This is a genomic window from Bacillus sp. V3B, assembly GCF_024494465.1.
GTDB lineage: Bacteria > Bacillota > Bacilli > Bacillales > Cytobacillaceae > Bacillus_BD.
Map to the genome: position 1 here is coordinate 1 of NZ_JAETXM010000001.1, position 21269 is coordinate 21269.

Here is a 21269-nt window from a genome sequence, read left to right on the forward strand (position 1 = left end):
TTACCTTTATAATAGTTTTTATAAATGATATCCAGGGGAAAAAATAGACTTCTTTCCCCTGAACATTACACTCGTTGAGTTAGATACGAAATCGATATTTAAAATACTAGATACGATTAAACAGGCATCAACAAATCTAGATGGTTTCAATTTATTTATTAATATATTTCCACCAACATTGATAGATCCGACTTTTCAAAATAGTTTAGAAAAGCTACTATGTCTTTCAAACATAAAACCCAGCTCTATTGTGTTAGAAATAAGTGAAGCTGAAAGAGGAACAAATTTATCTATCCTCAAAAAAATATCTCGAATTTTAAAAAACAAGGATTTTTAATTGATCTTGATAACTTTGGAAAAGGCGAATCAACAATCAAATCCATTATAGAAATTGAACCTAATATTGTAAAAATTGACCGTTACTTTGCTAAGAATTTGTCTAACTCATCGAAAAACAAGCAGTAATCCAACAATGATACCACTATGATTTTAGAAGGTTTGAGTTCAAAATAGACTTACAAACAGCAAAGGGTTTAAGTGTTCCTTTTGGCCAGGGGTATTATTTAGGAAAACCAAAACTCATAGATTAATATTTACCAAATATTGGTTCCGATGATCATGCTTGAGTGAATTTTTTTGATTTTAAGAAAGTACTTTATGGGAGAAGTTAAAAAACATTCATCTAGTAATCATTTTTTATTTATAAGAGAGGAGAATAAAGTGATAGCTTTAAAAAATAAAATGCGCTATGAATTGTTGGTAGAACAGTTTCAAATAGATACATCTACTTTATTTTATAAAGAGCTAAAATATTCGATCGAACGTATATTTTCATCTATCTATAATTACACAGACATCATGTATATTGAATTTATTGATGATAAAGCACTGTACAGCTATATTAAATATCATCGATCGAGTGTCATTTTCAAGAGCGTGTGGATCAGCATTTCCCGATAATTCAATGATAATGGTTTGTATAAAGCTTTGAGTATCAATGCCTAACTCCTTTGCTGCCATTTCAACTTGAAGAGGATTTTTAATTTTCAAGAATTCATGATATTGTTCAAAGGTTTTCCTATATAAAATATCGGTTCTTGATCTGATTTTCATAATTTCTAGGGTGAGGATAGGAGCGCCCTGTTCAACAATTAAGCGATCTCTGATAGATAAGGGACTATGATCAGGCAGCCTAAAAAACGGATCTTGATCTGATAGGATGCACATGACAGGATAAATCAATATGATCCGAAATAGATACATAGGCTGGTTTTGTTTTATTGAGAAAAAGGAGAAAAAGATCCGCAAGAACTTTTTCGAAAGATAGATTGTCAGCTGGATAACATTTTCCCTCGAGATAATCTGCATAAGTAATCGTTTTTTTCATTAAATGATTCATTTCTATAATGATAGATTTCAATCCTCTGTTTTCTATGGATAACCGTGTTAGATGGTTACGTATTTCGGTTCTCTGTAGCAATTGCTCATTTGTCTCTTCAAGCTTTGTTAATAAATGAGTGACTTCATCTAAATTTTTCTGAACTTCTTCATGAAGCTGGGCATTGTGAATGGCTACTGCAAAGTGGGAGGCAAAGCCTTGAAGAAGTAGAAGATCCCTTTCGCTAGGTAACTCTTCCCGATCAAAGCGATGAAGGGTCATGACACCAATTCTCTTATCGCCAAACATAATAGGTACAGACAAAAGAGATTTAATGGTTCTTTTGGAGGCACCTGCAGCGTGTAAGATATTGAAATTGTCTTCACTTAAATCTTCCATACTGTCATAAATTTCCTTTGTGGTTCCAATCAATCGAACAGAACCGTCTCTAAAGACCTTTCCGACAATAGACTCACCGATACTTACCTGAAAGGACCTGATTTGGTCATTAAATCCGACGTATGACTTCTTCGAGTGCTCATCAAAAAGTTGGATGAACCCCGCATCTGATGAACCCCGCATCTGTGGATCTGAAGATCGCAATAGCGTAATGCATGATTTTCTTAAGTACGTCATCTAATTCAAGAGTCGAGGTGATGACACGGAAGCTTTCCATAAGGGGATTTCCATGTCATGCTGTACCTTTAACGAATCTGGATCTAAATGATGAAGCTCGATTTCGTCTTTCAATATTCTTTTACCTCTCCTATGTTGAATTCAACAATTTATTTGGAAAAACATTGTGTAATCCAACATTGATTATTTATTATATATTTTATAATATTTAGTAAATTAAGAAAATTACTTTATTAAAATTTCTTCAAAAGTAGGGGGCCGGGGGGTTACGGCCTTATTACGGGGAGGAAGACCTGGAAAAGCAGTTGCACTTCGAGCAGACTTTTATGAAGGAAAAGATGTGAAAATTGCACGTAATGTTGGAAAAGAGAATAAACAGCCAGCGGATCACAGTAAAGTAGGTTAATGTGTGACTAAATCATTTATAAATGGTTCAGTTAATAGATGAATGGAGGCAGTTGAATATGAAAGACAAACTAATGAAAATGTTAAAGGATCGTAAAGAAGAAATCATTGAAATTAGAAGATATCTTCATGAACATCCTGAATTGTCATTTGAAGAAGAAAACACAAGTAAATATATTGAAGAGTTTTATAAAGGTAAAGATGTCAAAGTTGAGACAAATGTTGGTGGAGGATATGGTGTAATCGTTACCATTACAGGAGGAAAACCTGGAAAAACAATGGGATTACGTGCTGATTTCGATGCTCTCCCTATTTTTGAAGAAACGGATGTGCCGTTCAAATCAAAAAATCCCGGTGTCATGCATGCATGTGGTCATGATGGACATACCGCTTACCTACTGGTGCTTGCTGACTGCTTAATCCAGCTTAAGGATGAAGTTCCTGGTACGATTAAAATTATTCATCAACCTGCTGAAGAAGTACCGCCTGGAGGAGCAATCGGGATCATTAAATCTGGCTTACTTGATGATTTAGATCATATTTTCGGTATTCACTTACTGCCGCTAGGGCCATCAGGTGTTGTAGGATATAACAGTGGATATGTATTCCCAGGACGTGCATACTTTAAATTGAAGATTCAAGGTGTTGGGGGACATGGTTCTTCTCCTCACTTAGCAAATGATGCCATCGTAGCAGGTTCATACTTTGTAACTGCTATTCAAACAATTGTCAGCCGTCGATTAAACCCATTCGATATGGGTGTTATTACAATCGGTTCGTTTAACGGAAATGGTACATTCAATGTGATTAAAGACAGCGTGGAAATTGAAGGGGATGTCCGCGCGATGACAGAAGAAACACGTGAATTAATTGAACAAGAAATTCGCCGCATTGCGAAAGGGATTGAAGTAGAATTTGATGTAACATGTAAGTTTACTTATACACCAGACTATCCGCCACTATATAATGATCCTGAAGTGACAGACGTGGTTGCAACATGTTTACGAAATGCGAATGATAAAGACATTACAGATGTAAAGGAATTCCCTAAAATGGCACCATCAGAAGACTTCGCACACTATGCAAAAAAATTCCCAGCATGTTTCTTCTATATTTGCTGCACACCAAAAGGGGTAGAGAAACCGTACTTTAATCATAATCCAAAATTTGATATTGATGAAGATGCCCTTTTAGTAGCCGCAAAAGCAGTCGGTCAAGTTGTTTGTGGCTATTACGAAATAGATTAAAACAAATTAACTTTGTTGATGGGGTAGCGTCAGTTACATGTGGATTTACAACATTAAGAGTTCCCTACTTGAAAAACCGTAATTTTAAAACAATAGATTTCTATAAAAAATATAGAGCCAACACTAATGAAATATCGTGTTGGCTTTTACCGTTAGTTTTAAATAAAGTTAAACGCAATTCTGCATCATTTATTTAGGGTTTCGTCTTTCAATATTCTTTCCCTTATGTTGAAATCCACAATTTATTACAAAAAATGGTGTGTCATCCCACATTGATTGTTTGTTATATATATTATAGTATTTGGTAAATTAAGAAAAATAAAAAGACAATAGAATTATATGTCTAGAGATATAGAGAAAGTAGCCAATAAGCCCTTACGACAGAAATCAAAGTCAATTTAGAAATATTAGCCTATGCATAGGAAACATTTCAAGAGGTCATGAATAGTGAAAAGAAAAGAGAAGGTTAACTTTCACTGCTTATTTTGGTTTTGACAATAACTAGCTCTATCTGGAATATTAGGAAGGATGATATAGGATTGATGTGGGACATTTTAAATATTATCGGAACGATTGCGTTTGCGATAAGTGGCACCATCGTAGCTATGGAAGAAGAATATGATATTTTAGGAGTTTATATTTTAGGGTTAGCCACAGCCTTTGGTGGAGGGGCGATTCGTAATCTTTTAATAGGCGTACCTATATCCGCCTTATGGGAACAAGGACCACTATTTTTAACGGCTGTTATTGTCATGACCATTGTGTTCATTTTTCCAAACCGCATCTTAAAGCAGTGGGGAAAATGGGAACTCTATACGGATGCCATTGGGTTGGCTGCATTTGCGGTTCAAGGTGCTCTTTATGCTACCGAAATGAACCATCCAGTCATTGCCGTTATCGTCGCTGCTCTTTTAACTGGAAGTGGTGGCGGAATTGTTCGTGATGTGTTAGCTGGAAGAAAACCGTTACTATTACATACAGATATTTATGGTGTTTGGGCCATACTAGGAGGTCTAGTAATAGGAATAGGACTCGTAAATCAACCCTGGGAATTATATCTATTGTTCATGCTAATTGTCGTTCTGAGGATTTTAACTGTTCTTTATAACTGGAAATTACCTTATTGTTCCATTAAGAAAAATCAAGTATCCTATGAAATAGGTCATAAGGATTGAAAAATAATCGACTTCTAGTATTTGTCATAGATTCGCTTATTGTTGGTAGTTTAAATTAAATCAATAGTTTATTTCAAAGATATTCTTTATGGTTTTAAAACCAGTATCTTGAATCACGCGTGTTGATTAGCCAAAATTATACAGTATTCAAGTGATTCAGTTACTGATGGAATATCAGTATTTCTTTCACGCCAATTCGCCATTCAACTGGCAGATCATTACAAAGAAGCAGGCGTGTAAAACCTGCGAATGATAACTGTTTTCGGATACTTTTCTTACTGCCTTGTACATGCAAAAAATTTAGTAAAACATACGCAAGTAGTGCTGCGAACAGTTGATTGAACACTGCGTTTTTGGTCGTACCAAATAGCACAGGGACATTCAAATTTTGCTTGATCCAGCGAAAGCATGATTCAATTGCCCAACGTGATTTATACATCTCATTTAAGAGGCATGGCTGTTTCATTTGTGAAACCCACATGTAGTTTGATGCCAGAACGTTCGCCATGATACACAGCCCATGGTAAGCGAGTTTTTTCGACTGTAATCATTGTCGAATCAATAGAAAGAAGTGTTTTTGGCATGTTTAATGTGCGTCGTGTAGCACGATGTAACTTACCATTAATGGTCTCAAAAATACGCTTCATAATGGCATAATCCATTACCTTCATGTACCTGGATAATGAAGAATGATCGACCGGAACAAGTCCGAGCTAGGACCAACATCAGCTGCGTGACGTAAGCTTTTCCATCCGTTTGTTGCAGCGCTAATTAAATACGAAATGAGTGTTGAAACCGTGCATTTGCGCACTGTATCGACATAGTTGAACTCAGATAAAATCATTTGTAGTTCGGCTTCTGAAAGAAAGTTTTGAATGAGTGTAAAAATCGTGTTATTTTTGTTCAAGAGAGATTCCTCGTTTCGTAAATGTTTGTGTGGTAACTTACATTTCACATGAGAATCTCTCATTTTTTATGAAATTTAATTGGAAGAAACTAGATAATCAACATGCGTGATCTTGAATATCATTAGTAAGCTCTAGTTACATATAGTAATAATTATAGTAAGGATTAATTTTCAATATCAAATTCATATTTTTATAGTACTTAGGTAAAACATGGGTCGCTACTCTTACCTTTAATAAAAATATTAATCGGGAGCAAATCTTTTAGGTTTGCTCTTTTTGTGTGCCAGGCATGTTCATTAACTTGGCGGTGCAAGTCCGCTATGGGCGTTGGGATATGCGAACCATTAGCCAAAAGCAAGGGTGTCCGTGGTGACGCGGAATCTGAAGGAAGAGCTCTAGGCAAATCCTCGGTCTGAGGTACACGAATCACATTTGAGGTTCTCGTTCTAGGATGAGTTTGCAAAACAAAACAAAGTCCAAAATATCTCCAGATGGGACGGGAATAAATGTGGCAGATATATGAGGAGAAAGTGAATGAACTTACCCTGGGAGATCTCTTGATACCCTAATATAGGAACCTACTTAGTGATAAGTAGCTGAATCAAGAGAAGTCAGCCGAAGTCATAGTATCAACTTTAAAGGTTGAGAAGGACAGAACGAAAGGAGTGACAATGTTAGAGTCATTTACAAAGGAACAAAGACACAGCCAATCAATGGCTACAAGAGAGAGAAAGGGTCGGAAACCATAAAATTCTATTGTAGAGTGGAGTTCTCTTTGTGCAAACTTGAAGACATGGAAACAATATGGAATTTACTAAGAACTTAATTGAGAAAATCACAAGTCAAGACAATATGAACCAAGCCTTTCTGAAGGTTAAAAGAAATAAAGGGTCAGCAGGATTCGATGAGAAAGATATAGTAGCTACCCGCCTTTATTTGAAAGAGCATGGACAAGAAATGATTCAGCTTTTACAAGACGGAAAATATAAACCCCAAGCTGTTAGAAGGGTAGAAATACCAAAACCGAATGGTGGAAAACGTAAGTTAGGAATACCCAGAGTTACAGACCGAATCATTCAACAAGCAGTTGTCCCAATCATCACACCGATCTTCGAGAAACAATTTAGTTCATACAGTTATGGATTTAGACCAAATAAAAGTGCTCATCAAGCGATTGAACAAGCAAAGCAATATATCGAAGATGGATATGAGTATGTTGTAGATATAGATTTAGAGAAATTCTTCGATAAAGTACAGCACGATAAGCTGATGTCTCTTGTCGCCAAAACCATAACGGATAAATCAACACTAAAGTTAATTCGTCGTTTTCTACAAGTAGGAATTATGGAAAATGGAATCATTACAGTGAATAAAGAAGGAACACCACAGGGTGGACCGCTTAGTCCATTACTTAGCAATATCATTTTAAATGAATTGGATAAGGAGTTAGAAAAACGGGGGCACAAGTTTGTCCGCTATACGGACGACTGTAACATCTATGTAAAGAGTCTAAAAGCTGGAGAACGAGTGAAGCAAGGAATGACGATCTTTATTGAAAGAAAATGAAAACTGAAAGTGAACAAGGAGAAAAGTGCTGTGGGAAAGCCGAGTGCACGTATATTCTTAGGGATGAGTTTTTACCGAAGGCAAAAGGAAATCAGAATATACGTGCCCACGAAATCGAAACAGAGGGTTAAAGAGAAAATAAAGAAGATAACGAACCGTAATTGGCGAGTATCGATGGAATATCGTATCCTAAAGTTAAACCAGTTCATTCAAGGATGGGGAAACTATTTCAAAATCGGAGACATTAAGAGATATGCACGTGAAATAGACGCACATATTAGAAGACGATTGAGAGCCTGTCGATGGAAAGAGTGGAAGAAAACAAAAACGAAATACCGAAACTTGAAGAGTCTCGGTATCCGCCCAAATGACGCTTGGAAATGTGCGAACTCTCGCAAAGGATACTGGAGAAATTCGAATAATCCTATCTTGCATAAAGCTATGAACAATCAATATTGGGTAGATCAAGGATTAAAGCAATTAAGCCATGTGATTTCATAAACTTTCGAACCGCCGTATACGGAACCGTACGTACGGTGGTGTGAGAGGTTGGCACGGTAACGTGCTTCCTACTCGATTAGTGATCTATAATTAATCAAAGGTCAAATTCAACAATGGATCGATAGCCTTCTTAACTATATTGTCAATTTCACTCTGCGAAGAAAGAAAATACAGAGAAATTAAAACACATTTTAAAATGTTATTCGATAGAAAAATTGCTACATTTAGTTTTTCTTTCTCATAATAAATACATTCTGTTATATAAAATATATATATTTTTAAAAAAACTTAGAATATAATAAATGTAAGCGCTTCTATAAGTAATTAAAATTGTGTAAGGTGAGTTTATCAAACAATTGAATATTTTACGGTTGATTGTATTGGGAGAGAGTGATAAATATCGCCACCGAAGGAGCAAATTCCATAAAATCCTTGGAATAAATCTCTCAGGTAAAAAGAACCATTACATGACGTAGCTCTGGAGAGTGCATATTTCTTTATATGCCACCAAAGGGGATCTGCTTTTTTGCAGGACAAACTTTCAGGTAAAAGGACAGAGAGGGTAGAAACAATGCCTTCTTCTGTCCTTTTTTGTTGTAAAAAACAAACAATCCCTGAAATTAAGCGCTACTAAATCCAATAACAGCAGTATATGATGATGCAACTTGAAGATTCTTCCAAAGATAAGGAAGGCTTAATAACTACATTTACATGAAGATTATGGGAGATGAGAATATTGGCAGAAAATGAACTTGTATTGGACTTTCTTCATATAGTTTTAGCTATTCTTTGGGTATGGCTTTTTCTTCAAAATAAACGAAAGGGTACAATAAATCTTACACATATCATTCTGCTCGTTTTTGCATTTGGTATATTGCTTAATTCACTATATGAAGTCATTAGTAGTTGGGGGGTTTATTGAGCCACGAAGATAATGCTTGGGTCCTTTTTTCGAGAGCATATTCAACGCTCAGCCAAAGTATTGCACTCAAAATCAGGAAGGAAGAAGGATAAAAAAGAAGAGTATTCATTTTAGTGAAAATATACAAATTGCAACTATTACCATTCTAGCTGATGAAGTCAATTCACTTTTGATCCGAAAACTAGGTTTCCAGGCAGAATTAGTACCGGACTAGGGGTTGTAGGGAGAGAAGGAGATCATCGAATTACCCTTAAATGTAATTGAAGATCGCTTAAATTGCCATAAAATTATTAATTAAAAGTTGGAGATGTTTTAATGTCGAATGTAAATCTTGCCATTATTTATTATAGTTCGACTGGAACAAACCATGAACTGACAGACTGGGCTACGGAGGCCACAAAAGAAGGAGTCAAAAGTCCTGATTTGCACCAGAACCCCCAAAAATCCGAAATACTTGAAGAAAATATAAAAAATCGAAAGATTTCTAGTGACCCCTGGTCCTATACAACGAGTCCAAACAGTTGATGGATGAATTCTTTTTGATTTTGGACAGACTTCTCCCTGTGGAGAGTCTGTCCTTTTTTGATCATGCTTCCATTTGAATAGATTTTGCTTTTCCATACTGATCACGTCTTTTTTTAGAGTACTAGTATCAGTATGTCCAAGATTCAAAGATTACTTACAAGTGGTTTGAAATTTTTGCACCAGAACCAACTAAATTATATTCGATACGGGTCAATTCTAGTGAAAATCTCTTTTTTATCTAAAAATGGAGCATGGCATTGGATCATTTCTTCAGTAAAAGGATGAATCAATTCAAGCTTTACTGCATGTAAGGCTTGGCGTGGAAAAATTGGATTTCCTCCATATAATTGGTCGCCTGCAAGTGGATGTCCAATATAGCTGAAATGCACACGAATTTGATGTGTTCTACCTGTCTCAAGAGAACATTTGACAATAGAAATACTTTCCTGATGATTAGTATCAATCACTTCATAATGAGTAATAGCCTTCTGTCCACCAGGGGATACTCTTCTTCTAGTCGCATGATGGCGGTCCCGTCCAATTGATTCTTTGATCGTTCCTTTTTTGGTCGACAGGATTCCATGAACAATGGCGAGATAGGTACGTTTGATTTCGCGCTTTTCAAGTAACTGATCAAGTATCGAACCAATGAAAGGATGCTTAGCAAATAGAACCGCTCCAGTTGTATCCTTATCAAGACGATGAATATGCTTTACTTGGCGATATTCCCCTTTTGCTTGTAAATGGAAGGCTACAGCGTTGGCGAGAGTGTCAGTTTGTTCTGATGAATTTGGATGCGTATCCATATTTGCTGGCTTATTAACGACAAGAAGATGGTCATCCTCATATAGGATGGATAGGTCATAGAAGGTCGGTTTAATAGTCAATTCTTCCTCTGTGAAAAATTGAATTTCGAGTCGATCTTTTCTTTTAAGTGGTACTGTCCAAACGGCTATTTGGCCATTTACTTTCACTCTTTTTTCCATTCTTAAGGAATGAGTTTGTTTTTTGGGGGCATGCCAAATATTTCGAAATAATTCCTCAACAGAGAAGTTTGCCCACTTATCAGGGACAATGATTTCAAACCAGTCTCCTTTTCGGTGCGTCTGTATCATAAAAAAACTCCTTTTTAGGATGGATATTCGTTACAACTAACAATTTTTTGTACTATTATCCATTTTCTCTAGGTTGTGGTGTGAATTACCACCATAATAGCATAGGGAAATATGTTATTCTATTATCATCTATTAGAGTGATTAAAGGTGGTTTTTTCGTGAAGGTAGTATTTGCTTCAACTCCTTGTCAGGCAGAAGAGATTAAGGAGTTAATTAATCAGTTATATTCCAATGTATTTCCAATGTATTTTACAGATGATGAGATTCATGAGTGTGAAAAGCAAAAAGTATTATTCTTATCAGCTAGCCATTTTGAGCAATTAGGTACATTAAAGGAAGCTTACAAAGTAATTGCAAGCTTACAAACAATCATTTCAATTCTTGAAAGTGAAAATTTAGAAGATCAATATATGGAAACTTTTTATAAAAACAGTTCCATTCTAAATGATTATGGATTGAATTTCCCCTTTGAGTATCATCATTTCTCAGAATCAAAAGAGACAAAGAGTAGTGGGTTAAGTATTTATACAAAAGCAGCTAATGAGTTGTTAATATAAAAAATAAAAAGGCTGATACTGCACAGCCTTTTTATTTTTCTATATTCTGACTATTTTCTGCGAACCATTGTCTGTATTCAGTTTCATCTCTTAAATCAGCGATTCGTGCTACTTCTTTTCCATCTTTAAATTGCACAATGGTTGGGGTTCCTTTGATCCCATATTTGTTCCAACCTTGTTTAAATTCTTGAAGATTATATTGTACGAGGTTTATTCCCATATCCTCTGCTAATGGGGTGAGAATGGGTGTTGCTAATTCGCAATATTCACAAGATGATTGAAAATAATAAACGGTCACGTCCTCTTTGTTTTCTAATTTAAGATCAAGTTCATCCGGTAAGATTAAATTTTGATAATTTTCATCCTCTAGAAGTGAGATTGTATCTGGATGGAGGTTGTCTTTTCCGTATGGATTACCTTCTGCTTTTTTACTATTTTGCATATTGGTTAATACCGCAACCCCGCTAAATAATACAATAATAATAGCTAAAAAAACCAAAACCTTTTTCATTTTATACCTCCTTTGATTTTTTCCAAATAAGAAAACTACAAACAAAAATGATGATGAATGCTGTAAGGGATAAAAATGGAATCGTGATGAATCCCAACCAATTGATATACTGGCCTGTACAAGGAACTCTTCCACATGCTGGTGCTACATCGGACAATAAGCTAATCTTTTGCAATGAATAGTGATAAAGAGAAATACACCCACCAATAGCGGATAAAACCGTTGAATAAAGGGAAATGTTATAATCTTTTTTTACGTTAGCAATCCCTAGTATGATAACAAAAGGATACATGACGATACGTTGGTACCAACATAGTTCACAAGGCTCGTACTGACGGATTTCTGAAAAATATAAGCTACCAAACATGGCGATGACAGATGCACCCCAAGCCATGAAAAGCAGGTACTCCCGTTTATCTTTTTGAACGTTATTCATACTCGACTCCTTTTTTTAATGATTGTGTTAAACAATCGTGTTGATGCTCCAAAGGCCATTTATCAATAATAATCATTAACACAGCCTTTTTAATAATTCATTGTCGATTCGTTTGGTTATCCTCTTGAATTATATATTGGGAGGAGAAAAGTTGTAAACAAAGTTGCTTGTTTTAAGGATCATTCATTTTGGTTACTCGAAACACGATTGCCTTTTATTGAAAGTAGTAATTTATTCTTGTCGATTCTAGAGAATATTGTAAGGTTTTTTCCAATAATAGATAGGAACACTTCTTTATTAATCATTCATTTTCATGGTATATTTTATAATAAAGTCTTAAATGTTAACATAATATGATTTATCCCATCGTAACGGGCAGTTAGGCCCTACCTCAAGACTTCTTTATAGGGATAGGATTGAATAATTCAGGAGGGTTACATAATGAATTGGAAACAAAAGGCTGAGAGATGGATTCAGTACGAATCTTTAGATACAGTGGTACAAGAACAATTGAATCGAATTAAAGCAGATGATAAAGATTTAGAAGAGGCCTTTTACAAAGATTTGGAATTTGGAACAGGTGGGATGAGGGGCGAGATAGGTGCTGGAACGAATAGAATGAATCTATATACTATTCGAAAGGCATCTGCTGGACTTGCAGCTTATATTGAAGGGAATGGATCAGAAGCAAAAAGACGAGGTGTAGTCATTGCCTATGATTCGCGTCACTTTTCTCCAGAATTTGCTATGGAAGCAGCAAAAACATTGGCAACAAGAGGTATTCAGGCATATGTATTTGATGCCTTGCGCCCGACACCAGAGCTTTCATTTGCTGTTCGTTACTTACAAGCATTTTCTGGTATTGTGGTGACGGCTAGCCATAATCCACCAGAATATAATGGATATAAAGTATATGGTTCAGATGGTGGTCAATTACCACCAGAAGCAGCAGATGTGATTATTGATAAAGTAAATGAAATTGAAAATGAGCTATTAATTGCAGTGGAAGATCAATCTTCTTTAATGAAAAAAGGATTAATTAAAATGATCGGACATGAGGTTGATCAGGCATATAACGAAAAGTTAATGACGATTTCAGAAAACCGGAATATCGCAGATGAGATAGATGTGAAGGTCGTATTTACACCCCTTCACGGTACAGGAAATATTCCTATACGTAATGCGTTAAAATCGTTGAAATATCAACATGTAACGGTTGTAAAAGAGCAAGAATTACCAGATCCTGAATTTTCAACAGTAACCAGCCCAAATCCCGAAGAACAGGCTGCCTTTACTTTGGCCATTCAAGAAGGGAACAAAATTGGAGCAGACCTTCTGATTGCGACAGACCCGGATGCCGATCGTTTAGGGATAGCTGTAAAGAATGATAAAGGTGAGTATGTGATTTTAACGGGAAATCAAACAGGTGCGATCCTTCTTCATTATATTTTATCCGAAAAACAAGCGAAAGGTACGTTGCCAAAAAATGGTGTTATGTTAAAAACAATTGTCACCAGTGAATTAGGGAGAAAAATTGCTGATTCCTTTCGTATAACAACAATTGACGTGTTGACCGGTTTTAAATTTATTGGTGAAAAAATAAAAGAATTTGAAACAACAGGCGAATATAAATTTTTATTCGGCTATGAAGAAAGCTATGGCTATTTAATTGGTGAATTTGTTCGTGATAAAGACGCTGTACAAGCTGCTTTGTTAGGGACAGAAGTAAGTGCTTATTATAAGAAAAAAGGGAAAAGTCTCTACGATGCGTTACGTTCGATTTTCGAACAATATGGCTATTTCCAAGAAGGTCTTCGTTCTTTAACCTTAAAAGGAAAAGAGGGGGCTGAACTCATTGAAAAAACACTTGCATCTTTCCGTTCTCATCCACTGGAAAAGTTGGATGGCTTGAAAGTGATTGCTGTCGAGGATTATTTATCAAGTATCCGAACTGCAGCTGACGGAACAGAAAAAGTGATCAAATTGCCAAAATCAAATGTCATTAAATATCATTTTGAAGATGATACATGGATTGCTTTAAGGCCATCAGGAACTGAGCCCAAAGTTAAATTTTACTTTAGTGTATGTAGCTCAAGTTTAGAAGAAAGTAAACAAAAACTTGCAAAGATTGAACAACAATTTATGGACCTAGTCGATCAAAAAATCAACGGATTATCAAAATAAGAAAAGATTAAAAAACACGGAACCTAAAGGAACCGTGTTCTTTAATCTTTTTATGGCAGTACATATTGTGATTCGTCCAACATTTCATCGGCATTTAATTCAATGGCATGGTCGATGTATCGTAGTAAAGAATATAAATGTTTCTCGATGATCGAGTAATCTTTTTCAAAATTATAGGCATGTAGAAAATGCTCAATTTTTTTTGCTAAAAAATTATCGGTTGTTCGGACCATTAGGATTAGTAAATTATCCCATTCTGAACGATGTGTATAATACAACGCTCGGTCATAATCCATTTTTATCATAATATCCTCTCCTCCTTCTTTTTTAAGGAGTGGTATTAGTGTATGAAAGAAAGCAGAAATATTGCAGTGTAAATGTTGGACGTATGATTCTTATGCTATTTCCATCATTTATTATACTAAATAAAGTAAAGAGACAAATAATAAACACAAATTAATTTCATCTATTTGGTGTCTATGCTAGTATCTGAAACGATTTGTATAAAAAACGTTTTTTGTCAAGCTTGAAACCAAACACTCATTTTTCTGCTTGTTTTCTCATACATTGAGATATATGGAAGCATGAAGGGAGCGAAATGGATGAATGGAGTGGAACGTAAAGACCTTGAATATGCCATAAAAGAAATAACCGAGATCGCTACTGGTTTCGGACTTGATTTCTATCCAATGCGCTATGAAGTTTGCCCAGCAGATATTATTTATACTTTTGGAGCATACGGAATGCCAACACGTTTTTCTCATTGGAGTTTTGGGAAGCAATTTCATAAAATGAAGCTTCATTATGATCTTGGTTTATCAAAAATATATGAACTTGTGATCAATTCAGATCCATGTTATGCATTTTTACTTGATTCAAACTCACTTATTCAAAATAAACTGATTGTTGCTCATGTACTAGCCCACTGTGATTTCTTTAAAAATAACGTCCGTTTTCAAAATACGAAGCGCGAAATGGTTGAGAGTATGGCAGCAACAGCTGAAAGGATTAGAAAATACGAAATTCTATATGGTAAAAGAGAAGTGGAAGTATTTCTAGATGCTGTTCTAGCCATCGAGGAACATATTGATCCATCCTTAATGCGGCCCAAATTATCATGGGATATGAACGATGTTGATTTTGAAGAGGAGGTAACGAGAGCTTCACCCTATGATGATTTATGGAACCTTGATAAAGCGGATCAGCCTAAACGAGAAGATAAATTAAAACAGAAGAAATTTCCACCTCAGCCTGAAAAAGATATCTTATTGTTTATTGAAACCTATAGTCGAGACCTGATGGAATGGCAACGTGATATTTTAACAATGATGCGAGAAGAGATGTTATATTTTTGGCCCCAATTAGAAACGAAAATTATGAATGAAGGCTGGGCTTCCTATTGGCATCAAAGGATATTGCGCGAGATGGATTTAACAAGTTCCGATGCGCTTGAGTTTGCTAAGTTAAATGCAGGGGTTGTTCAACCATCACGTACAAGTATAAATCCTTATTATTTAGGATTAAAGATTTTTGAAGATATTGAAGAACGTTTTAACAATCCGGATGATGAAATGAAGAAAAGAGGCGTAGTGCCTGGATCAGGTAGAGAGAAAATGTTTGAGGTTCGTGAAATTGAATCTGATATTTCTTTTTTGCGTAACTATTTAACAAAAGATTTAGTTATGCGTGAAGATATGTATCTCTTCCAAAAACAAGGAAAGGAATATAAGATTGTCGGAAAAGAATGGGAGCAGGTACGTGATCAACTTGTAAGTATGCGTGTGAATGGTGGATTTCCATATATCACTGTCAATGATGGAGATTATATGAAAAGTGGGGAGCTTTATTTAAAGCATTGGTATGAAGGAATAGAATTAGATTTGCGCTATTTAGAAAAGGTTATGCCATACATTCATCAGCTATGGGGTAGAGCGATCCATATTGAAACGATTAGTGAAGATCGAAATATTTTATTTACCTGCGATGGTAAAAATATTCAACGTAAATTTCTGTAGTCTAATGATTCTTGCTTTTAGACGACTATATAGATAGATCATTTTGGTATTGGAAAGGGGCTAACTCCTTAATGGGAGTCAGCCTCTTCGTATTTCTGAGAATCATCTATTTTTTCTTTTTTGACTTCAATGTAAAGAATGTGATGACCTTCAATTTCTTTTACTGTAAATGTGTAGCCTTCTTTCGTGATTGTATCTCCCAATTGTACATCAAATTGTTGGGATAAGATCCATCCTGCAAATGTATCAATGTCCTCTTCTGATAGCGTTGTACCGAGTAGATCATTGACATCCTCCATTAATACTTTACCACTTAGAATGTAATGATCTTGATCAATCTTTCGTATATCGGCTACTTCATCTGTATCAAACTCATCGCGGATTTCCCCTACAATTTCTTCGATAATATCTTCAACGGTAACAAGGCCAGCAGTTCCTCCATACTCATCATGTAAAATGGCTATATGTGAGCGTTCTTTTTGCATTTTAAGCAAAAGGTCATGGATTGGAATGGTTTCAATTACTCGAATAACTGGTTTGATATATGTTAGGAAAGAGGTTTCTCGGTTGATAGAAGAATTAGAAATGGTCGTTGTCAGAATTTCTTTAATATTTACAACGCCTTCAATATTATCTTTATCTCCATTTATGACAGGGTAGCGAGTATATTTTTCCTCTTTTATAATAGAAAGAACTTCTTCCATTGATGAATCAAGGGATATACTGACGATTTCTGTACGAGGTACCATGATTTCCTTAGCAATTCGATTATCAAATTCAAAAATATTATTGACGTAGGTTAGTTCTGATTTGTTGATTTCTCCACTTTTATAGCTTTCTGATAAAATAATGCGCAATTCTTCCTCGGTGTGGGCTAATTCATTCTCAGAGACAGGCTTTAGACCAAATACCCCTGTAAGAAGTCTTGCTGAACCATTTAGTATCCAAATAACTGGAAACATTATTTTGTAAAACCAAATAATTGGTTTTGCAAAGGTTAAGGTAACAGCCTCTGCTTTTTGAATGGCAACCGTTTTGGGTGCAAGCTCTCCTACTACAACATGGATAAAGGTAATAAAGCTAAATGCAATGACAAATGATAAAATATGGGATAAGGATTCATTTAATTCCATTTGAATAAAAAGAGGATGCAAGATTTTTGCAACGGCTGGTTCACCAAGCCAACCTAAACCAAGAGCGGTTATGGTAATTCCTAGCTGACATGCGGATAAATAATCATCTAAATGAGTGATAACATGTTTTGCTGCTCTAGATCCAGCTTTATCTTCTTCAATTAATTGATTAATTCTTGAACTTCTTACCTTTACAATCGCAAATTCAGTTGCAACGAAAAAGGCAGTTAATACGATGAGAATGACGACTAAAATTAAGTTAATGGTGATCAATAGTAGGCCTTACATGTGTAAGGCGTACACCTCCTGAAAGTGGGTATTCTTTATTTTGTCAAAATGGATGTAATAAGTAGATAGATATCGTTATTTAATAAAAATGCTGTATAGTATATAAGTCCAGCTTTATTTTTCGACATAGAATAGAACCAGTCGGCCAACCTCCTTTCACTTCGCTGTTATTACTACGTACATAAAGGCTTGCTCAAGCAGGTTGACCAACCATTTCTTATCAAGTTGGATTTATATAGATAAACCTTTTTAATTATATATTATATCATAATATGATCTTGATCTGGTAGATACAATGAAAGGTAAGTATTGTTTAAACAAAGTATTTTAACCGTTGTAGTTTCATATTTATCCTTACTATAGCAAAAGGGAATTGTGAATTTATGAACATTATACAAATATATTGTTACGGTTTTAGCAACTCGTAGAGAAAGTGATGATCATTATTGACAAGCATTATGGGGTATATATAAAGAACACAAAAAACTCCCCAAATGGCTGAACCAGGGGGAGTTCTTTGTTATTGAAAGCATGAATAACCTGTTAAATGGACTGTCGTTTTCTTAGTATACTTCTGATTTTGTCAACGGAACAGTGGTAGAAAGTTCTTTTTCATCCAGCTTTTCTTCTACTTGACTTTCTTGATTTTCTTCATTAACTTGTATTCCTGTTACTTCCACATATCTGATATGATGCTCTTCCATATCAACGATTTTAAAAGAATATGAACCAAATTGGATGATGTCACCCTGCTTCGCTTCATAGTTTTCTGTTAAAATCCAACCACCAATTGTATCAATATCCTCATCATTAATGTCAAGTCCAAGAAGGTCGTTTACTTCACTTACAAGAACTTTTGAGTCGATAATGTAGTGATCGTCTTCTATTTTTCGTATTTCTGAAACTTCATCCATATCGAATTCATCACGAATTTCTCCGACAATTTCCTCTATAATATCTTCCACTGTAACCAATCCCGATGTCCCGCCATATTCATCCATTAAGATGGCCATATGGATACGCTCTTTTTGCATTTTAACAAGGAGATCATGGATGGGAGCTGAATCGATTACCTTAATAATAGGTCGAATGTAAGCTTCAATGGTCTTCGTATTTAAATCTTGATATTCCAAGATATCGGTCATAAGCTCTTTTAAATTGATCATCCCAATAATATGGTCTTTATCGCCATCAATAATCGGGTAGCGTGTGAATTTTTCAACATGTATGATCGAAAGAAATTCTTCTAGCGTTTGATCCTTTGATAGTGAAACAATTTCTGTTCTAGGAACCATAATCTCTTTTGCAATCCGATCATCAAATTCAAAAATTTTATTTACATACTTAAACTCAGATTGGTTGATTTCACCATTTTTATAGCTTTCTGACAATAGAATGCGAAGTTCTTCTTCTGAGTGAGCTAGTTCATGTTCAGAAACACTCTTTAATCCAAAAAGTCCTGTGATTAATCGAGCAGAACCATTTAAAACCCAGATAAAAGGGTACATGAGCTTATAGAACATTATAAGCGGTCGTGCGGTTACTAAGGTAACCCATTCTGCTTTTTGTATTGCAACGGTTTTAGGAGCAAGTTCTCCAACCACCACATGTAAGAAGGTCATAATCGCAAAGGCAAAAGCGATTGAGAGAAAAGTAGTTAATGATTCTGGAATATTGAATAGTACCAATAGCGGGTGCAGGATATGCTCAAAAGTTGGTTCTCCTAAGGCACCTATACCGAGAGCAGTTACAGTAATCCCTAACTGACAGGCAGATAAGTATTCATCCAAATTTGAAGTCAATTTTTTCGCTGCAATAGCATTTTTATTTCCTTCCTCAATTAACTGATCAATTCTAGAACTTCTTACTTTAACAATAGCAAACTCAGAAGTTACAAAAAATGCCGTTAAAGCAATCAAAATGGCTATAATAACCAAGTTTAATATGTCCAAATAGATTTCCTTATCCTGTAATAAACAGGAAAGGAGTCACCTCCTGATAACTCAAAAATAGGTTTAACTTGTAATTCTCAACAAGGATTCAATGAGAGCCGTTCCTTCTTCATTTAGCTTTTTTGACATAGAGTCTTGTTTATGTTGACTAATGACTGGTAAAAGTACGCTAAGATCATTTTTAAGCTGTTTTATTTGATTTGTAATGGTTTCCATTTGTTTTTCTACATCCCTGTCTTTTAGATAGACATGCTTTTTAAACTCTAATTTCTCTTTAATTTCATGAAGAGGTAGATGCATTTTCTTGTATTCTTCAATTATCTTTAAATCATTTAATGTTTCCTCAGGGTATATTCTGTAATTGCTTTTCGATCGTTTTGCATGTAGCAGACCTAAGCTAGTATAATAGTCGATTGTTCTTTTTGAAATGCTTGCTAAACTTGCTAATTCCCCAATACGATAAAATGCCCCATTATACCACCTCAATTCTTTACTATTTTTTATAATTATAAGGCAATCCAAACTATACAGTCAAACGTTACAGTTTAATGAGTTTATTAACACTATATGAAGGGAAACGAATTTACATGAATAATTCTTGGTATACCGAAGAAATTGGAAGTAAAATGAGGTTTTTTATTAATGTATTCCCTGTGAAAATAATCTAAATAGGATTGTAATTTATAGAAATATTCTGTAAAATTTAGTTAAGCATGGTGAAATAAGGAGGGGTGATGGTTGGGAGTATCGGATACAGGCAAGATAGACCATTTCGTCGAAGAAGATAGAAGACAAAATAAGGTAGATAGTAGCCCGTTACCTTTCATTATTAAACTATCTTTAGATGGCCTCATTACTTACATAACACGTAACGCAGAAGTGATAATTGGTTATGAGCCTGAAGAGTTAATCGGAACCCACATAAGAGAAATCATGCATCAAGATGATTATAAAAGGATAGAAAATGAATATAACAATTATAAAGAAGAGATAAGAAAATTTTCATATCGAATGAAAAAAAAGGACGGAAATAATCTTTGGGTAGAAAATACTACTACATTTATGAATGATTCTCATGATCATGTAGAAAAAGAAATCATTTGTATCATATATGTATCAGATCGTGTTGAAGCAGAAAATATCATAGTTGAAAGTGAAAAATTAAAGGTTGCTGGACAATTGGCAGCCGGTATTGCTCACGAAATTAAAAATCCACTAACAAGTTTAAAAGGATTTATTCAATTAATGAAAGCTGAGGATATCCCCACGAAAAAGTATTTAGAGATTATGGAAGATGAAATTCATCGGCTTGATGTGATATCAAATGAACTGCTGGTTCTTGCTAAACCGCATAAAAATAGAGTAGATGTGGACAATTTAACAAGGATTGTAGAAGAAGTTATTTTTTTATTAGAAGCAGAGGCAATGAAAAAAAGTATTCAAATTGTAAGTATAGTAGACGAAGAGGATCTGTTGATTTTGTGCGACATGCATAAAGTAAAACAAGTACTGATCAATATTGTGAAAAATGCAATCGAATCAATGGAAAAATCTGGGGTTATTACGATTCAAGTGTCAGCATACGAAAATGATGCTCAAGTTTCTGTAACCGACCAAGGTTGTGGAATTCCGGATGAATATTTAGATCAAATTGGGAAGCCATTTTTCTCTACAAAAGAGACAGGAAACGGGCTTGGACTAATGATTTGTCAAAAAATCATTTCTGAACATGGTGGAGAAATGGTCGTTAAAACGGCTAGTGGGGAAGGGACTACGTTCACGATTCAACTTCCTTTAGTAAAGTCGTGAAAAAAG

The 21269-nt window shown here is 35.1% G+C and carries 19 protein-coding genes, 3 pseudogenes and 1 riboswitch; of the genes and pseudogenes, 10 read left to right on the plus strand and 12 right to left on the minus strand.

Features of this window, described 5'->3' with window-relative positions; translation table 11 throughout:
* Nucleotides 1-306 precede the first annotated feature (306 nt).
* Both JMM81_RS22980 and JMM81_RS00005 read left to right on the plus strand, forming a co-directional pair.
* A complete protein-coding gene (locus JMM81_RS22980) occupies nucleotides 307-465 on the plus strand; it encodes an EAL domain-containing protein (protein WP_375162345.1) in 159 nt (52 codons plus the stop codon).
* A 255-nt stretch (nucleotides 466-720) separates the two neighbouring features.
* Entirely contained in the window at nucleotides 721-960 is a 240-nt protein-coding gene (locus JMM81_RS00005; protein ID WP_256239463.1) for a hypothetical protein, read from the plus strand.
* A gap of 232 nt (nucleotides 961-1192) precedes the next feature.
* Here JMM81_RS00005 and JMM81_RS00010 read toward each other — a convergent pair whose 3' ends face one another.
* The gene (locus JMM81_RS00010; protein ID WP_256239464.1) at nucleotides 1193-1960 is read right to left on the minus strand and encodes a GAF domain-containing protein; all 768 of its coding nucleotides are present in this window, start codon (nucleotides 1958-1960) and stop codon (nucleotides 1193-1195) included.
* Between the two features lie 518 nt (nucleotides 1961-2478).
* On the opposite strand from JMM81_RS00010, the gene JMM81_RS00015 reads away from it, so the two are divergent.
* Both JMM81_RS00015 and JMM81_RS00020 read left to right on the plus strand, forming a co-directional pair.
* Complete coding sequence (locus JMM81_RS00015; protein WP_256239465.1) at nucleotides 2479-3666, plus strand: amidohydrolase; 1188 nt, start codon at nucleotides 2479-2481, stop codon at nucleotides 3664-3666.
* Nucleotides 3667-4205: 539 nt separating this feature from the next.
* Nucleotides 4206-4841 (plus strand): trimeric intracellular cation channel family protein, encoded by a 636-nt coding sequence (locus JMM81_RS00020; RefSeq protein WP_256239466.1) that lies wholly within the window; start codon nucleotides 4206-4208, stop codon nucleotides 4839-4841.
* Nucleotides 4842-5001: 160 nt separating this feature from the next.
* On the opposite strand, the gene JMM81_RS00025 is transcribed toward JMM81_RS00020, so the two are convergent.
* From JMM81_RS00025 to JMM81_RS00035, 3 genes are read right to left on the minus strand one after another with little or no spacing between them, the layout of a single operon-like run.
* On the minus strand, nucleotides 5002-5349 hold the full coding sequence (locus tag JMM81_RS00025; RefSeq protein WP_309143465.1) for a transposase: 348 nt from the start codon (nucleotides 5347-5349) through the stop codon (nucleotides 5002-5004).
* Nucleotides 5282-5488: a hypothetical protein gene (locus JMM81_RS00030; RefSeq protein WP_256239467.1), complete on the minus strand. Its 207-nt coding sequence runs from the start codon at nucleotides 5486-5488 to the stop codon at nucleotides 5282-5284. Before JMM81_RS00030 ends, JMM81_RS00025 begins: the two co-directional genes overlap by 68 nt.
* A 20-nt stretch (nucleotides 5489-5508) precedes the next feature.
* Nucleotides 5509-5748 carry a hypothetical protein gene (locus JMM81_RS00035; RefSeq protein ID WP_256239468.1) on the minus strand — a complete coding sequence of 80 codons (240 nt, stop codon included), beginning with the start codon at nucleotides 5746-5748 and terminating at the stop codon, nucleotides 5509-5511.
* Nucleotides 5749-6553: 805 nt separating this feature from the next.
* On the opposite strand from JMM81_RS00035, the pseudogene ltrA reads away from it, so the two are divergent.
* Together ltrA and JMM81_RS00045 are read left to right on the plus strand one after the other, a co-directional pair.
* Nucleotides 6554-7816 (plus strand): annotated as a pseudogene (ltrA, locus tag JMM81_RS00040) (group II intron reverse transcriptase/maturase).
* A gap of 371 nt (nucleotides 7817-8187) precedes the next feature.
* Nucleotides 8188-8289, plus strand: a riboswitch (glycine riboswitch).
* Nucleotides 8290-9053: 764 nt separating this feature from the next.
* Nucleotides 9054-9143, plus strand: a pseudogene (locus JMM81_RS00045) (NAD(P)H:quinone oxidoreductase, type IV); the annotation flags it as partial.
* A gap of 95 nt (nucleotides 9144-9238) precedes the next feature.
* Here JMM81_RS00045 and JMM81_RS00050 read toward each other — a convergent pair.
* Nucleotides 9239-9328, minus strand: a pseudogene (locus JMM81_RS00050) (IS6 family transposase); the annotation flags it as partial.
* A 129-nt stretch (nucleotides 9329-9457) separates the two neighbouring features.
* Nucleotides 9458-10378, minus strand: coding sequence for an RluA family pseudouridine synthase (locus tag JMM81_RS00055; RefSeq protein WP_256239469.1), 921 nt, complete (start codon nucleotides 10376-10378; stop codon nucleotides 9458-9460).
* Between the two features lie 158 nt (nucleotides 10379-10536).
* Between JMM81_RS00055 and JMM81_RS00060 the strand changes: the two genes are divergently transcribed.
* The gene (locus tag JMM81_RS00060) at nucleotides 10537-10935 is read left to right on the plus strand and encodes a DUF5365 family protein (protein ID WP_256239470.1); all 399 of its coding nucleotides are present in this window, start codon (nucleotides 10537-10539) and stop codon (nucleotides 10933-10935) included.
* A 31-nt stretch (nucleotides 10936-10966) separates the two neighbouring features.
* Here JMM81_RS00060 and JMM81_RS00065 read toward each other — a convergent pair whose 3' ends face one another.
* Entirely contained in the window at nucleotides 10967-11446 is a 480-nt protein-coding gene (locus tag JMM81_RS00065) for a thioredoxin family protein (protein WP_256239471.1), read from the minus strand.
* 1 nt (nucleotide 11447) lies between these two features.
* Nucleotides 11448-11882 carry a disulfide formation protein C gene (locus JMM81_RS00070; protein WP_256239472.1) on the minus strand — a complete coding sequence of 145 codons (435 nt, stop codon included), beginning with the start codon at nucleotides 11880-11882 and terminating at the stop codon, nucleotides 11448-11450.
* Nucleotides 11883-12323: 441 nt separating this feature from the next.
* Here JMM81_RS00070 and JMM81_RS00075 point away from each other — a divergent pair, with 441 nt between their 5' ends.
* Nucleotides 12324-14066, plus strand: coding sequence for a phospho-sugar mutase (locus tag JMM81_RS00075; RefSeq protein ID WP_256239473.1), 1743 nt, complete (start codon nucleotides 12324-12326; stop codon nucleotides 14064-14066).
* A gap of 50 nt (nucleotides 14067-14116) precedes the next feature.
* Here JMM81_RS00075 and JMM81_RS00080 read toward each other — a convergent pair whose 3' ends face one another.
* Nucleotides 14117-14371, minus strand: a complete 255-nt coding sequence (locus JMM81_RS00080; protein WP_256239474.1) for a YhdB family protein — start codon at nucleotides 14369-14371, stop codon at nucleotides 14117-14119.
* 297 nt (nucleotides 14372-14668) lie between these two features.
* Between JMM81_RS00080 and JMM81_RS00085 the strand changes: the two genes are divergently transcribed.
* A complete protein-coding gene (locus JMM81_RS00085; protein ID WP_256239475.1) occupies nucleotides 14669-16081 on the plus strand; it encodes a SpoVR family protein in 1413 nt (470 codons plus the stop codon).
* Nucleotides 16082-16149: 68 nt separating this feature from the next.
* Here the strand turns inward: JMM81_RS00085 and JMM81_RS00090 are convergent, their stop codons facing one another.
* From JMM81_RS00090 to JMM81_RS00100, 3 genes are all read right to left on the minus strand, one after another.
* Nucleotides 16150-17487 (minus strand): hemolysin family protein, encoded by a 1338-nt coding sequence (locus JMM81_RS00090; protein WP_256239476.1) that lies wholly within the window; start codon nucleotides 17485-17487, stop codon nucleotides 16150-16152.
* 578 nt (nucleotides 17488-18065) lie between these two features.
* On the minus strand, nucleotides 18066-19454 hold the full coding sequence (locus JMM81_RS00095) for a hemolysin family protein (protein WP_256239477.1): 1389 nt from the start codon (nucleotides 19452-19454) through the stop codon (nucleotides 18066-18068).
* Nucleotides 19455-19517: 63 nt separating this feature from the next.
* Nucleotides 19518-19940, minus strand: coding sequence for a MerR family transcriptional regulator (locus JMM81_RS00100; protein WP_256239478.1), 423 nt, complete (start codon nucleotides 19938-19940; stop codon nucleotides 19518-19520).
* A gap of 252 nt (nucleotides 19941-20192) precedes the next feature.
* On the opposite strand from JMM81_RS00100, the gene JMM81_RS00105 reads away from it, so the two are divergent.
* Nucleotides 20193-21263, plus strand: a complete 1071-nt coding sequence (locus JMM81_RS00105; RefSeq protein ID WP_256239479.1) for an ATP-binding protein — start codon at nucleotides 20193-20195, stop codon at nucleotides 21261-21263.
* Nucleotides 21264-21269 lie beyond the last annotated feature (6 nt).